This is a genomic window from Streptomyces durmitorensis, from assembly GCF_023498005.1.
Classification (GTDB): Bacteria; Actinomycetota; Actinomycetes; order Streptomycetales; family Streptomycetaceae; genus Streptomyces; species Streptomyces durmitorensis.
In genome coordinates this window covers 7,122,027-7,135,823 of the sequence record NZ_CP097289.1, presented here as the reverse complement: position 1 = coordinate 7,135,823, position 13,797 = coordinate 7,122,027, and the positions used below count along the sequence as shown (strand labels likewise).

The window sequence follows — 13,797 nt, the reverse complement described above, 5'->3', positions numbered from 1 at the left end:
ACCGGTCTCAGTGACCCGGCCGCGACGTGGAGCGGACCGCACCGACGACGGGGACGCCCGCGCACCGGCTCACCGGCGGCGGCCCGCCGTCCGCGGCGGTCAATCGCCCGCCGGGACGAGCCGGTTGAACACCTCCCGCGCGTACGCCTCGTCGTACGGCACCCCCGTGAGCAGCACCTGCAGACAGATCCCGTCCACGAGCGCGACCAGCGCCTGCGCGGTGACGGGGTCGGTGCGCCGCCGCAGCACCTCGGCGAGCCCCTCGCCGCACTCGGCGGCGACGGGCTTCAGGGCGGGCTTGCGCAGGGCGGCCAGATAGAGCTCGTACTCCAGCTCCAGCTCCGTCCGGTCCCCCGCGAGCCACTCACCCAGCAGCGAGGCGAGCTCACCGGCGATGCCGACCCGCGTGTCCTCGAACGCGCCGCTCGCGGTGACCGCCTTGGCGAACCCCTCGTTGGCCTGCCGCAGCGCGGCCACCATCAGCTCGTCGAGTGTCTTGAAGTGGTAGGTGGTGGAGCCGAGCGGCACATCGGCCTCGGCGGCGGCCGAGCGGTGGCTGAGCCCGCCGATGCCCTTCTCCCCCACCACCCGGATCGCGGCGTCGATGATCCGCTGCCGCCGCTCGGGATCGTAACGCCGGGCCATCAATGCGCCCCGCCGAGATTGAGCACGACGACGCCCGCGATCACGAGGGCGATCCCCGAGATCTTGACGAGGCTGGCGGACTCGCCCATGAAGAGCATCCCGATGGCGGCGACCGCGGCCGTCCCGATCCCCGCCCAGATCGCGTAGGCAGTGCCGACGGACAGCGTCTTCAGGGTCTGCGCGAGCAGCGTGAAGGCGATCACGTATCCGACGACGGTGATCAGCGAGGGCCAGAGCTTGCTGAACCCTTCGCTGTACTTCATGGCCGTCGTCCCGGCCACCTCCGCCGCGATGGCCGCGGCCAGCAGTCCGTATCCCATGCGTACGAGTGTACACAGCGTTGCGTACGAGCGTACATAACGCGGGCGAACGGACCGGCTAAGGTGACGCGATCACTGTGGGGGGCCACAGAGGACACGCGGCGAGAACCGCACGACACCACGGAGCGCAAGAGCGATGTCAGACACATCGGGGTGGGGACCACAGGCGCCGTATCCGGGGCCTTATCCGGGGCCTTATCCGGGGCCTTATCCGGGGCCTTATCCGCCGGGACCGTACGGCGGGCCACCAGGTCCGTACGGCGTGCCGCCGGGCTGGGGCTGGACGCCGCCGCCCCCGCCGCCCAAGCCTGGCGTCGTCCCCCTCGCGCCGCTCGGCGCCAACCACATCATCGGCGGCGCGTTCGCAACGATGCGGTACTACGCCAAGCCGCTGTTCGGCACCGCCGCCGCGGCCTACGGCCTGCTCGCCGTCGGCCTCGCGGCCGGTCTCGGGCTCGCCTACGTCGCGACCCAGGAGCACGTCAGCGCCATGTACGAACCGGGCGCGGACTTCTCCTGGGACGACGGCAGGCCGATCCTCGTCGCGTTCGGCCTTGCGTGGCTGCTGTTCATGCTCGCCACGCTGGTCGTCAACTCGTTCATCCAGGCCTCGTGCGCCGCCACGCTGCACGAGGCGGTCCTCGGCCGCCCGGCGACGTTCGCCGCGGTCTGGCGCAGAGCGTGGTCACGGACGCCGTCCGTGCTGGCCGTGACCTTGCTGCTCTCGCTCATCCTGATGCTGCCGGTGGCCGCTTTCGCGCTGGTCCTCTTCTCCATCCTCTTCCTGATGATGACCCAGTCGATCATCCCCATCGGCCTGGTCTTCCCGCTGTTCCTGGTGACGATGCCGCTCGCGGCCTGGCTGTACGTCCTGTTCGCCTTCGCCCCGGCGGCCGCGGTCCTCGAAACAGCGGGCCCCTTCACGGCGTTGCGGCGCTCCGTGCGCCTGGTGCGCGGCGCCTGGTGGCGCACCTTCGGCATCTCGCTGCTCGCGGGCCTCATCGTGGTGGGCGTCTCCCTCGCCCTGCGGCTCCCCCTGCAGTTCGCCGCGCCGACCCCGCCCCCGGTCGACCCGGACGACTCCGCGTCGGCCTACCTCCTCGACCAGCTGCGCTCCCAGTTCGGCCTGTACGCCGTCCTCGGCCTGGTCGGCAGCTTCCTCACCCAGCTGGCAGCCACGGTGTTCCTGCCGCTGGTGACCGCCCTGCTGTACATCGACCGCCGCATCCGCAAGGAGGGCCTGGCGCACACCCTGACGGAAGCCTCATCGGCCCCGCGGCCCGTGCCGTAGAAAACAGTTCGGCCCCCCGCGCCGAAGCGCGGGGGGCCGAACCATGCGTACGTGCCTCAGACGTTGAACCCGAGCGCACGAAGCTGCTCGCGGCCGTCGTCCGTGATCTTGTCCGGGCCCCACGGCGGCATCCAGACCCAGTTGATCCGGAGCTCGTTGACGATGCCGTCGGTGGCGGACTTCGCCTGGTCCTCGATGACGTCCGTCAGCGGGCAGGCCGCCGACGTGAGCGTCATGTCGATCGTCGCGATGTTCGCGTCGTCGACGTGGATGCCGTAGATCAGGCCGAGGTTGACGACGTCGATGCCCAGCTCGGGGTCGACCACGTCGTACAGCGCCTCGCGGACCTCTTCTTCCGAGGCCGGCTTGGTCAGGGTCTCGTTCTCGCTCATGCGGTCTTCCTCTCAGCGACGTCGTCGGTACCGAGTGCCTGCGCCGTCGCGTCCTTCCACGCCATCCAGCTCAGCAGAGCACACTTCACACGCGCCGGGTACTTCGAGACCCCGGCGAACGCGACGGCGTCCTCCAGGACCTCCTCCATCGCGTCGTCCGGCTCCAGCTTGCCCTTGGACTGCATCAGCTCCAGGAAGACTTCCTGGACCTTCTGCGCCTCGGCGAGCTCCTTGCCGACAAGGAGGTCGTTCAGGACGGATGCGCTGGCCTGGCTGATGGAGCAGCCCTGGCCCTCGTACGACACGTCGGCGATCGTCGACCCGTCGTACTTCACGCGCAACGTGATCTCGTCGCCGCACGTCGGGTTGACGTGGTGCACCTCGGCGTCGCCATCACGCAGACCGCGCCCGTGCGGGTGCTTGTAGTGGTCCAGGATGACTTCCTGGTACATCGAATCCAGCTTCACGTTCCCGGTCAGCCCCTCAGCCGAAGAAGTTCCGTACGTGCTCCAGGCCGTCGATCAGCGCGTCGATCTCGCCGGGCGTGGAGTACAGATAGAACGACGCTCGCGTGGTCGCAGGAATTCCGTAGCGGAGGCAGACCGGGCGGGCGCAGTGGTGACCCACGCGGACCGCGATGCCTTCCTCGTCCAGGACCTGGCCCACGTCGTGCGGGTGGATGTCGCCGAGCGTGAAGGAGATCGCGGCGCCGCGGTCCTCGGCCGAGGCCGGGCCGATGATCCGGAGGTCGGGGACCTCCAGGAGGCGCTTGACCGCGTACTCGGTGATCGCGTGCTCATGAGCGGCGATCTTGTCCATGCCGATCGCGGAGAGGTAGTCCACGGCCGCGCCCAGGCCGACGGCCTGGGAGACCGGGGGCGTACCCGCCTCGAACTTGTGCGGCGCGGGAGCGTATGTCGACGAACTCATCGACACCGTCTCGATCATCTCGCCGCCACCGAGGAACGGCGGCAGGTCCTCGAGAAGCTCCTGGCGTCCCCACAGCACGCCGATGCCCGTCGTGGCCAGCATCTTGTGGCCGGTGAAGGCCACGAAGTCGGCCTGCAGCGCCTGCACGTCCAGCACCATGTGCGGGGCGGCCTGCGAGGCGTCGATGAGGACGAGCGCGCCGACCTCCTGCGCACGGCGCACGATCGCCTCGACGGGGTTGACCGTGCCCAGGATGTTCGAGACCAGGACGAAGGAGACGATCTTCGTCTTCTCCGTGATGATCTCGTTGATGTTGGACAGGTCGAGCCGGCCGTCGTCCGTGAGACCGAACCACTTCAGCTTCGCGCCCGTGCGCTGCGAGAGCAGCTGCCACGGCACGATGTTGGAGTGGTGCTCCATCTCCGTGATGACGATCTCGGTCTCGTGGTCCACGCGGTAGGGCTCGTCGGCCCAACCGAGCATGTTGGCCACGAGGTTGAGCGACTCCGAGGCGTTCTTCGTGAAGATCACCTCGTCGCGGCTCGGCGCGTTGATGAACGCGGCGACCTTGTCACGGGCGCCCTCGTAGAGCTCCGTGGCCTCCTCCGCGAGGACGTGCACTCCGCGGTGGACGTTGGCGTTGTGCTTCTCGTAGTACTCGTTGAGTACGTCGAGCACCTGGCGCGGCGTCTGCGACGTGGCCGCGTTGTCCAGGTAGACCAGCTTCTTGCCGTCGTGGATCGTGCGATCCAGGATCGGGAAGTCCTTGCGGATCGCCTCGGTGTCGAGGAGGCCCGGCAGCTGTGTCACGCGGATACGCCACCCTTCGTGTAGGCCTCGTAGCCCTCGGCCTCGAGCTTGTCGGCGAGCTCGGCGCCGCCGGACTCGGCGATGCGGCCGTTCGCGAAGACGTGCACGAAGTCGGGCTTGATGTAGCGCAGGATGCGCGTGTAGTGCGTGATCAGCAGAGTGCCGACCTCACCGGTCTCGCGGACGCGGTTGACGCCGTCCGAGACCTGGCGCAGGGCGTCGACGTCCAGGCCGGAGTCGGTCTCGTCGAGGATCGCGATCTTCGGCTTGAGGAGCTCCATCTGAAGGATCTCGTGGCGCTTCTTCTCACCGCCGGAGAAGCCCTCGTTCACGTTGCGCTCGGCGAAGGCCGGGTCCATCTGGAGCGTCTCCATCGCGGTCCTGACCTCCTTCACCCAGGTGCGCAGCTTGGGGGCCTCGCCGCGGATCGCCGTCGCCGACGTACGCAGGAAGTTGGAGACCGAGACGCCGGGGACCTCGACCGGGTACTGCATGGCGAGGAACATGCCGGCGCGGGCGCGCTCGTCGACGGACATCTCCAGGACGTCCTCGCCGTCGAGGGTGACGGTGCCCTGCGTGATCGTGTACTTGGGGTGACCCGCGATGGAGTAGGCGAGCGTCGACTTGCCGGAGCCGTTCGGGCCCATGATGGCGTGCGTCTCGCCCTGCTTCACGGTGAGGTCGACGCCCTTGAGGATCTCCTTCGTGGCGTTGTCGGCCTCGACGGTGACGTGCAGGTCGTGGATTTCAAGCGTTGCCATGTGCCTCAGGACTCCTGGGTGAGGGAGACGAGCACATCGTCCCCTTCGATCTTTACGGGGTATACGGGGACGGGGCGCGTCGCGGGGAGGCCGGACGGCTTGCCGGTGCGGAGGTCGAAGGCGGAGCCGTGCAGCCAGCATTCGATCTGACAGTCCTCCACCTCGCCCTCGGAGAGGGAGACGTTCGCGTGCGAGCAGATGTCGTTGATCGCGAACACCTCGCCCTCGGTGTGGACGACCGAGACCGGCGTGCCGTCGAGTTCCACCCGCTTCGGGGTGTCCTCCGACAGCTCGCTCAGGCCACAGGCGCGTACAAAGGTCATGCGGCGGACGCCTCCAGCTCCTCTTCGATCTTGGTGAGGAGGCGCTCTTCGACGTCGGGCAGGCCGATCTGCTGGATCAGCTCGGCGAAGAACCCGCGGACGACCAGGCGGCGCGCCTCGCCCTCCGGGATACCACGCGACTGCAGGTAGAAGAGCTGCTCGTCGTCGAAGCGGCCGGTCGCCGATGCGTGACCCGCGCCGACGATCTCGCCGGTCTCGATCTCCAGGTTGGGGACCGAGTCCACGCGGGCGCCGTCGGTCAGAACCAGGTTGCGGTTCATCTCGTACGTGTCCGTGCCCTCGGCGGCGGCCTCGATGAGGACGTCGCCGATCCACACCGCGTGGGCGTCGTCGCCCTGGAGCGCGCCCTTGTAGACGACGTTCGACTTGCAGTGCGGCTGGTTGTGGTCGACCAGGAGGCGGTGCTCCTGGTGCTGGCCGGCGTCGGTGACGTACAGACCGATGAGCTCGGCCTCGCCGCCCGGGCCCGCGTACTCGACGCGGGGGTGCAGGCGCACGACGTCGCCGCCGAAGGTCACGACGACCGACTTGAAGGTGGCGTCCCGGCCGATCAGCGCGTTGTGCTGCGCGATGTGCACGGCCTTGTCGTCCCAGTCCTGGACGGAGACGACGGTGAGCTTGGCGCCGTCGCCCAGGAGGTAGTCGACGTTGGCCGCGAGCACGGCGTCACCGGTGTGGTCGATGACGACGAGGGCCTCGGCGAACGCGCCCACCTCGATGACCTGGTGCGCGAAGGCGGTGCCGCCCTCGCCGTGCACGGCGATCCGGATCGGCTCGGTCAGGACCGTCTCCTTGGGGACGGTCACCACCGAGGCCTTCTCGAAGGAGCTGTAGGCCTGCGCGGCCACGCGGTCGACGGGCTTGCCCGCCTTGCCCACGCGGGCGTCGTCACGGCCGACGGTCTCCTGGGTCACGCCGGCCGGGGCGCTCACCTCGACGCGGATGCCGCCGGTGGCGACCGCCGTGCCGTCGTGCAGCCCGCGCAGGCGCTCCAGCGGCGTGAACCGCCACTCCTCCTCACGGCCGTGGGGGACCGGGAAGTCCGCCACGTCGAAGGACGGGGGCGCGCTCATGCGGGTGGCGACGGTGGACTCGGCGGCCACCGCGATGGACCCGGCGGTGGTGGACCCCACCGGAATATTCTGAGCCTCAGCCATGGCTGTCGTCGTGCTCTCTCTCTGCGTCACTGCGTAAGAAGTCAGTCGCTGCGGGGGACGGCGGCCGGTCTTAACCGACCGAACCCTCCATCTGCAGCTCGATCAGCCGGTTCAGCTCCAGGGCGTACTCCATGGGCAGCTCCTTGGCGATCGGCTCGACGAAGCCGCGCACGATCATCGCCATGGCCTCGAACTCCGTCAGACCGCGGCTCATCAGGTAGAAGAGCTGGTCGTCGGAGACCTTGGAGACGGTCGCCTCGTGGCCCATGGACACGTCGTCCTCGCGGACGTCCACGTAGGGGTAGGTGTCCGAGCGGGAGATCGTGTCGACGAGCAGTGCGTCGCAGAGCACGTTCGACTTCGATCCGGCGGCGCCCTCGCCGATCTCGACGAGACCGCGGTAGGAGGTGCGGCCACCGCCACGCGCCACGGACTTCGAGACGATGTTGGAGGACGTGTTGGGCGCCATGTGGACCATCTTGGAACCGGCGTCCTGGTGCTGGCCCTCGCCCGCGAAGGCGATGGACAGCGTCTCGCCCTTGGCGTGCTCGCCCATGAGGTAGACGGCGGGGTACTTCATCGTCACCTTGGAGCCGATGTTGCCGTCGATCCACTCCATGGTCGCGCCCTCGTACGCCACGGCGCGCTTGGTGACCAGGTTGTAGACGTTGTTCGACCAGTTCTGGATCGTCGTGTAGCGGCAGCGGCCGCCCTTCTTGACGATGATCTCGACGACGGCGGAGTGCAGGGAGTCCGACTTGTAGATCGGCGCTGTGCAGCCCTCGACGTAGTGAACGTAGGCGTCCTCGTCCACGATGATCAGGGTCCGCTCGAACTGGCCCATGTTCTCCGTGTTGATGCGGAAGTAGGCCTGGAGCGGGATCTCGACCTGTACGCCCTTGGGGACGTAGATGAACGAGCCACCGGACCACACGGCGGTGTTCAGCGACGCGAACTTGTTGTCGCCGACCGGGATGACGGTCCCGAAGTACTCCTTGAAGAGCTCGGGGTGCTCCTTCAGCGCCGTGTCGGTGTCCATGAAGATGACGCCCTGCTCCTCCAGGTCCTCGCGGATCTGGTGGTAGACGACCTCGGACTCGTACTGGGCCGCGACACCGGCGACGAGGCGCTGCTTCTCCGCCTCGGGGATGCCGAGCTTGTCGTACGTGTTCTTGATGTCCTCGGGCAGGTCCTCCCAGGACGCCGCCTGCTTCTCCGTGGACCGCACGAAGTACTTGATGTTGTCGAAGTCGATGCCCGACAGGTCCGAGCCCCAGTTGGGCATCGGCTTCTTGTCGAAGAGCCGCAGGCCCTTGAGGCGCAGCTTCGTCATCCACTCGGGCTCGGACTTCTTCTGCGAGATGTCCTTGACGACGTCTTCGTTGATGCCGCGCTTGGCGGAGGCCCCGGCCACGTCGGAGTCGGCCCAGCCGTATTCGTACGTGCCCAGACCCTCGAGTTCGGGGTGGGCAGTCTCCGTGGGGAGCGTCATGCGGGGTTCCTCCCGGCCGTGCTTGCGGATGCGTTGTCTGTGGACTCTGGGGGCTGCGAGGCGTTGCGGGGAATGAACGTCGTGCAGACGCCGTCGCCGTGGGCGATGGTGGCGAGCCGCTGGACGTGCGTCCCGAGGAGGGCGGAGAAGATCTCCGTCTCCGCCTCGCAAAGTTGTGGGTACTGCTCGGCGACGTGAGCGACCGGGCAGTGGTGCTGGCACAGCTGCTCGCCTACCGGCGCCGTGCGGGCCGTAGCAGCGTACCCGTCGGCGGTCAACGCCTTCGCGAGAGCCTCCGTGCGCTGCTCGGCAGGTGCCGCGTCGATCGCCTTGCGGTAGGCCACGGCCTGGGAGGCCATCCGCTCGCGGGCGAATTCGACGACCGCTTCCTCGCCGTGCCGCTCGCTGATCCAGCGCAGGGCGTCGGCGGCGAGCTTGTCGTACGACTGGTCGAAGGCGTCCCGGCCGCAGTCGGTGAGCGCGAAGACCTTGGCGGGGCGGCCACGTGTCCGGGCGCCGTAGACCCGCTGCTCACGGGGCTCGACGACGTTCTCGTGGGCCAGCGTGTCGAGGTGGCGGCGGACCGCGGCCTGGGTCAGGCCGAGGCGCCCTGCGAGGTCGGCCACCGTGGAGGGGCCGTGGTCCAGGATGGAGCGCGCGACCCGGTTGCGTGTCGATCGCTCCCCGGTCGCGAGTTCCTCCTGCGGAGCCTCGCCAACGTTTTTCACAACGCCATTGTTGCGTAATTCCTCAGAGCCTGACAACCCGCGTCCGGATCACGGTCCGGTGCGCTGCATCACTTAGGCATACCTAAGCTGACCTGCGGAAATGATCACTGATCGATCAAATCGGTGGCGCTCGCGGGCCGGGGCGACCAGACTCCCTGACCATGCCGACACCCCCTCCCACCGGCCCTTTGTGCACGCGAGCGACCCTCGCGGCCGACCTCCGCGAGCTCGGTGTGAGCCCCGGTGAGACCCTCCTCGTGCACTCCTCGCTGAGCGCGCTCGGCTGGGTCTGCGGCGGCCCTGTCGCGGTCGTCCAGGCACTGCTGGACGCACTGGGCCAAAAGGGCACCCTGGTGGTCCCCACGCAGTCCGGCGACAACTCCGACCCCGCCGAGTGGGAGAACCCGCCCGTTCCCGAGTCCTGGTGGCCCCAGGTCCGCGCCTCGATGCCCGCCTACGACCCGCGCACCACCCCCACCCGAGGCGTCGGCGTGATCCCCGAGACCGTACGGAGCTGGCCGGGCGCCCTGCGCAGCGCCCACCCGCAGACCTCCTTCGCCGCCGTCGGCCCTCGCGCCGAGGCCCTCCTGGACGGGCACGCACTGGACTGCCGCCTCGGCGAGCGCAGCCCGCTGGCCCGCCTGGAGGAATCGGGCGCCCGGGTGCTGCTCCTCGGCGCGGGATTCGACTCCTGCACCGCCTTCCACCTGGCCGAGTACCGCCTCCCCGCCCCCGAGGCCGAGAACTCCTTCGCGGTGATGACCCCGCAGGGCCGCCGCTGGACGACCGTGCGCGAGACCTCCATCTCCGAGGAGCGCTTCGACGAACTCGGCTCGGACTTCGAGCGCGACCGCCCCGTGCTGCGGGGCACGGTGGGCGCGGCGACGGCCCGGCTCTTCCCGGTGACCGACGCGGTCGCGTACGCACAGCGGTGGCTGGACACCCACCGCTCACGGGCCGAGTGGGCGGGCTGACAGCCCCCTGCCCGCGGCCCTCATCGGCCTCTCTAGACTTCCCGCCATGGGAAATGAGTCCGTCGTCCAGGTCACGGGACTGGTCAAGCGGTACGGCAAGAAGACCGCGGTGGACGGCCTCGACCTCCGGGTCCGCGCGGGCACCGTCACCGCGGTCCTCGGCCCGAACGGCGCCGGCAAGACCACCACGATCGAGACCTGCGAGGGCTATCGCAGGCCGGACGCGGGCACCGTCCGCGTCCTCGGCCTCGACCCGGTCCGCGAGGCCGGCGCGCTGCGCCCCCGCATCGGCGTGATGCTCCAGTCCGGCGGCGTCTACTCCGGCGCACGCGCCGACGAGATGCTGCGCCACATGGCGAAGCTGCACGCGCACCCGCTGCACGTGGGCACGCTGATCGAGCGCCTCGGCCTGGAGAGCTGCGGACGCACCACCTATCGGCGCCTGTCCGGCGGCCAGCAGCAGCGCCTCGCGCTCGCGATGGCCGTGGTCGGACGGCCCGAACTGGTCTTCCTGGACGAGCCGACCGCGGGCCTGGACCCGCAGGCACGCCGGGCCACCTGGGATCTCGTACGCGATCTGCGCGCCGACGGCGTCAGCGTCATCCTCACCACGCACCACATGGACGAGGCCGAACAGCTCGCCGACGAGGTCGCGATCATCGACGCGGGCCAGGTCATCGCCGAGGGCACACCGGAGGAGTTGTGCCGCGGCGGCGCAGAGAACACCCTGCGCTTCTCGGGGCGCCCCGGACTCGACGTCGGCTCCCTCCTCAAGGCGCTCCCGCCGGACTCCGCCGCGGCCGAACTCACCCCGGGCGCCTACCGCGTGAGCGGCACGGTCGACCCGCAGCTGCTCGCCACGGTCACCTCCTGGTGCGCGCAGCACGGCGTGATGCCGGAGAAGATCGCCGTCGAACGCCACACCCTGGAAGACGTCTTCCTGGAGCTCACAGGCAAGGAGCTGCGCGGATGAGCGCCGCCGGTACGTACACACCGAAGCCGGGCGCAGCCCCGCTCCCCCGCATGATCGCCGCACAGGCGGCGCTCGAGACGAAGATGCTGCTGCGCAACGGCGAACAGCTGCTGCTCACCGTCGTGATCCCGACTCTGCTGCTCGTGCTGTTCAGCGCGGTCGACATCGTCGACACGGGCAAGGGTGAAGCCGTGGACTTCCTCGCGCCCGGCATCCTCGCGCTCGCCGTGATGTCGACGGCGTTCACCGGGCAGGCCATCGCCACGGGCTTCGAGCGCCGCTACGGCGTGCTCAAGCGGCTCGGCGCCTCGCCCCTGCCCCGCTGGGCGCTGATGGCCGCGAAAACCCTGTCGGTGCTGGTCACCGAGGTCCTGCAGATCGTGCTCCTGACGCTGATCGCCTTCGCGCTCGGCTGGTCGCCGCAGGGCAACCCCTTCGCCGTACTGCTCCTCCTGATCCTGGGCACCGCGGCCTTCTCCGGGCTCGGCCTGCTGATGGCGGGCACCCTGAAGGCGGAGGCGACGCTCGCCGCCGCGAACCTGGTCTTCCTGCTGCTCCTTGTGGGCGGCGGGGTCATCGTGCCCCTGGACAAGTTCCCGGACGCGGCCCAGTCGGTGCTCGGCCTGCTGCCGATCTCGGCCCTCTCGGACGGCCTGCGCGACGTGCTGCAGGACGGTGCGGGGATGCCGTGGGGGAACCTCGCGATCCTTGCGGTCTGGGCGGTGCTCGGGCTCGGCGCGGCCGGGAAGTTCTTCCGCTGGGAGTAGGAACCGGCGTAAGCCGCGTCACAGAAGCACCGGATACGTCCCCCTCGTGAAGCCGTGCACAAGCGGCCCCCTACGATGGTCCCCGTGCCAAACGTGACCCGAGCCGACGCCGTCTCCGCCGTGCGTAACCCGCTCGCCTTCATCGCCGAACGCTGGACCCCGCAGCAGCGGACCGTCCGGCACGCCGCCCTCATCTCGCTCGCGATGACGGTGTGCATCGTGGTCACCGGCGGCGCCGTCCGCCTCACCGGCTCGGGCCTCGGCTGCCCGACCTGGCCCAAGTGCACCGACGAATCCCTCACCGCCACCAGCGAGATGGGCTTCCACGGATTCATCGAGTTCGGCAACCGCATGCTGACGTACGTGCTGTGCGCGGCCGTCGGCTGGGCGATCATCACGGCCCGCTCGCAGAAGCCGATGCGGCGCAGCCTGACGCGGCTCGGCTGGATCCAGTTCTGGCTGGTCATGGGCAACGCCGTGCTCGGCGGCATCGTCGTGCTCGTCGGCCTGAACCCGTACACGGTCGCGGCGCACTTCCTGCTCTCCACCGCCCTGATCGCGGTCGCCGTCACGATGTGGCAGCGCACCCGCGAGGGCGACGGCGACGCACGCCCGCTGGTCGGCAAGGCCGTCGCGCAGCTGGTGTGGTTCCTGATCGCGGCGTCCGTGCTGCTCATCGCGGTCGGCACGGTCGTGACGGGCTCCGGGCCGCACGCAGGTGACTCCAGCGAGGTGCCGCGGATGGGCTTCGACTGGGAGACGGTCAGCAAGCTGCACGCCGTGCTCGCCTGGATCGTGGTGACGCTGACGTTCGCGCTGTGGTTCGTCCTCAAGGCGGTCGACGCCCCCAAGGGCCCCCTGCACCGCACCCGCGACCTGTTCCTGATCCTGCTCGCGCAGGGCGCGATCGGCTACGTCCAGTACTTCACGGACCTGCCCGAGGTCCTGGTCGGCCTGCACATGTTCGGCTCGTGCGTGGTCTGGATCGGCGTGATGCGCGTCCTGCTCTCGCTGCGCGAACGCCCGTACACGACGGCGGAGGTCCCGTCCCAGACCGGCGACTCCCAGCTGTCGGCGGTCTGAAGCACCGCCGCGTCAGCTCTCCGAAAGGCCGTACACGCGCCCGGCGTTGCCCGCCGCGACGAGCCCCGCCACCCGCTGCGCGTCCGGCAGCGACCACGCCCCCTCCGCGACCCACCCGCCGAGCACGCGCCCCAGCGCCTCCCCGAAGAGCCGCGCGCCCACCACGTGCAGCTCGGGAAGCCCGTGCGCGCCGCTGGAGAACAGCAGCTTGCCGAAGGGCGCCAGCTCCAGGATCTCCGCGAGCACGGCGGCGGCGCGGGCGCCTGTGCGCACCAGGGCGGGCCCCAGATCGGCGTACACGTGCGGGAAGACACCCGCGAGGTCCGCGGCATTGCGGTGGTACGGATAGCCGTGCAGCAGGACCAGGTCGGTGCCAAGACCCGCGGTCGCCCGCGCGAAGCCCCCGAAGTACCCCTGCGGGTCGCCCGCCCCCGCGTGCAGTTGCAGCGGACGCCCCGACGCGACGGCGATCCACAGCAGATGCCTGAGCAGTACGGGGTCCTGGAGCGCGCCGCCCACCTGCCGCCCGGCGAGCCAGCGGCCCGCCGCGCCCCGCACCTCGCCGGGTCCCGGCGGTTCGGGGGCCAGCGCGAGAGAGCGCCGCACGCCCGCGACGGAGGTGAAGGCGACGGCGTTCGCGGCGGCCGCGTGCACGGACTCGGCGAGATTGGCCAGGAACGAGTCGACCGTGCCGGAGGTGTCGGCCACCTGTTCGGCCAGTAATTCCAGGCGGACGATCTCGTGGGCCTCCGCGTCGCCGGTGGACGCCATCTCGCCCGGACCCGTCAGATCGCCGGGCAGCCCCGTGTCCACGAGATACGTCGTGATGCCGCTCCCCCGCAGCAGCCGCCGCCCCGACTCCAGTACACCCAGCTCGCGACGGCGGGCGAGGTAGCGCGCGGGCGTGCAGTGCGGTTCGAGACCGAGCAGCGGGGGGCACCAGCGGCGTACGGCGAAGCCCGTCTGGGTGTCGAAGAAGGTGGTGCCGGGCGCGGGAGGCCCCTCGCCGCGGCCGAGGTGGGCCTCGAAGGTGCCGAGGCCCAGCTCCGTACGCAGCACACCATGGCAGTACTGGTCCACCAGGGACGGCGTTTCGATCATCCGGGCTCCCTGTAGGCGGACCGTGCTCC

General features: G+C 69.8%; 16 protein-coding genes. 5 read left to right on the top strand and 11 right to left on the bottom strand.

The window, feature by feature from the left end; translation table 11 throughout:
* Positions 1–99: 99 nt before the first annotated feature.
* Together M4V62_RS31820 and M4V62_RS31815 are read right to left on the bottom strand one after the other, a co-directional pair.
* Complete coding sequence (locus M4V62_RS31820; protein WP_249590635.1) at positions 100–645, bottom strand: TetR/AcrR family transcriptional regulator; 546 nt, start codon at positions 643–645, stop codon at positions 100–102.
* Positions 645–983, bottom strand: coding sequence for a DMT family transporter (locus tag M4V62_RS31815; RefSeq protein WP_486388575.1), 339 nt, complete (start codon positions 981–983; stop codon positions 645–647). Before M4V62_RS31815 ends, M4V62_RS31820 begins: the two co-directional genes overlap by 1 nt.
* 244 nt (positions 984–1,227) lie before the next feature.
* On the opposite strand from M4V62_RS31815, the gene M4V62_RS31810 reads away from it, so the two are divergent.
* Positions 1,228–2,256: a DUF7847 domain-containing protein gene (locus tag M4V62_RS31810; protein WP_249590633.1), complete on the top strand. Its 1,029-nt coding sequence runs from the start codon at positions 1,228–1,230 to the stop codon at positions 2,254–2,256.
* A gap of 56 nt (positions 2,257–2,312) precedes the next feature.
* On the opposite strand, the gene M4V62_RS31805 is transcribed toward M4V62_RS31810, so the two are convergent.
* The 8 genes from M4V62_RS31805 to M4V62_RS31770 all read right to left on the bottom strand — a co-directional run bounded on the left by M4V62_RS31805 (position 2,313) and on the right by M4V62_RS31770 (position 8,870).
* Positions 2,313–2,648, bottom strand: coding sequence for a metal-sulfur cluster assembly factor (locus M4V62_RS31805; RefSeq protein ID WP_160504340.1), 336 nt, complete (start codon positions 2,646–2,648; stop codon positions 2,313–2,315).
* Positions 2,645–3,115 (bottom strand): Fe-S cluster assembly sulfur transfer protein SufU, encoded by a 471-nt coding sequence (gene sufU / locus M4V62_RS31800; protein ID WP_160504341.1) that lies wholly within the window; start codon positions 3,113–3,115, stop codon positions 2,645–2,647. Before sufU ends, M4V62_RS31805 begins: the two co-directional genes overlap by 4 nt.
* A 16-nt stretch (positions 3,116–3,131) precedes the next feature.
* A complete protein-coding gene (locus tag M4V62_RS31795; protein WP_249590632.1) occupies positions 3,132–4,388 on the bottom strand; it encodes a cysteine desulfurase in 1,257 nt (418 codons plus the stop codon).
* On the bottom strand, positions 4,385–5,149 hold the full coding sequence (gene sufC / locus M4V62_RS31790; protein ID WP_249590631.1) for a Fe-S cluster assembly ATPase SufC: 765 nt from the start codon (positions 5,147–5,149) through the stop codon (positions 4,385–4,387). The genes M4V62_RS31795 and sufC overlap by 4 nt, the downstream gene beginning before the upstream one ends.
* Before the next feature lie 5 nt (positions 5,150–5,154).
* Positions 5,155–5,472 (bottom strand): bifunctional 3-phenylpropionate/cinnamic acid dioxygenase ferredoxin subunit, encoded by a 318-nt coding sequence (locus M4V62_RS31785; RefSeq protein ID WP_190083272.1) that lies wholly within the window; start codon positions 5,470–5,472, stop codon positions 5,155–5,157.
* A complete protein-coding gene (gene sufD / locus M4V62_RS31780) occupies positions 5,469–6,650 on the bottom strand; it encodes a Fe-S cluster assembly protein SufD (protein ID WP_249590630.1) in 1,182 nt (393 codons plus the stop codon). Before sufD ends, M4V62_RS31785 begins: the two co-directional genes overlap by 4 nt.
* Before the next feature lie 70 nt (positions 6,651–6,720).
* A complete protein-coding gene (sufB, locus tag M4V62_RS31775; RefSeq protein WP_160504346.1) occupies positions 6,721–8,142 on the bottom strand; it encodes a Fe-S cluster assembly protein SufB in 1,422 nt (473 codons plus the stop codon).
* On the bottom strand, positions 8,139–8,870 hold the full coding sequence (locus M4V62_RS31770) for a helix-turn-helix transcriptional regulator (protein WP_249590629.1): 732 nt from the start codon (positions 8,868–8,870) through the stop codon (positions 8,139–8,141). Before M4V62_RS31770 ends, sufB begins: the two co-directional genes overlap by 4 nt.
* 161 nt (positions 8,871–9,031) lie before the next feature.
* Here M4V62_RS31770 and M4V62_RS31765 point away from each other — a divergent pair, with 161 nt between their 5' ends.
* The 4 genes from M4V62_RS31765 to M4V62_RS31750 all read left to right on the top strand — a co-directional run bounded on the left by M4V62_RS31765 (position 9,032) and on the right by M4V62_RS31750 (position 12,667).
* Positions 9,032–9,844 carry an AAC(3) family N-acetyltransferase gene (locus tag M4V62_RS31765; RefSeq protein WP_249590628.1) on the top strand — a complete coding sequence of 271 codons (813 nt, stop codon included), beginning with the start codon at positions 9,032–9,034 and terminating at the stop codon, positions 9,842–9,844.
* 46 nt (positions 9,845–9,890) lie between these two features.
* Positions 9,891–10,817 (top strand): ABC transporter ATP-binding protein, encoded by a 927-nt coding sequence (locus M4V62_RS31760; RefSeq protein WP_249590627.1) that lies wholly within the window; start codon positions 9,891–9,893, stop codon positions 10,815–10,817.
* Positions 10,814–11,584, top strand: coding sequence for an ABC transporter permease (locus M4V62_RS31755; protein ID WP_249590626.1), 771 nt, complete (start codon positions 10,814–10,816; stop codon positions 11,582–11,584). Before M4V62_RS31760 ends, M4V62_RS31755 begins: the two co-directional genes overlap by 4 nt.
* Before the next feature lie 75 nt (positions 11,585–11,659).
* Complete coding sequence (locus M4V62_RS31750; protein ID WP_249590625.1) at positions 11,660–12,667, top strand: COX15/CtaA family protein; 1,008 nt, start codon at positions 11,660–11,662, stop codon at positions 12,665–12,667.
* A 12-nt stretch (positions 12,668–12,679) separates the two neighbouring features.
* On the opposite strand, the gene M4V62_RS31745 is transcribed toward M4V62_RS31750, so the two are convergent.
* A complete protein-coding gene (locus M4V62_RS31745; protein ID WP_249590624.1) occupies positions 12,680–13,768 on the bottom strand; it encodes an amidohydrolase family protein in 1,089 nt (362 codons plus the stop codon).
* Positions 13,769–13,797: the final 29 nt, after the last annotated feature.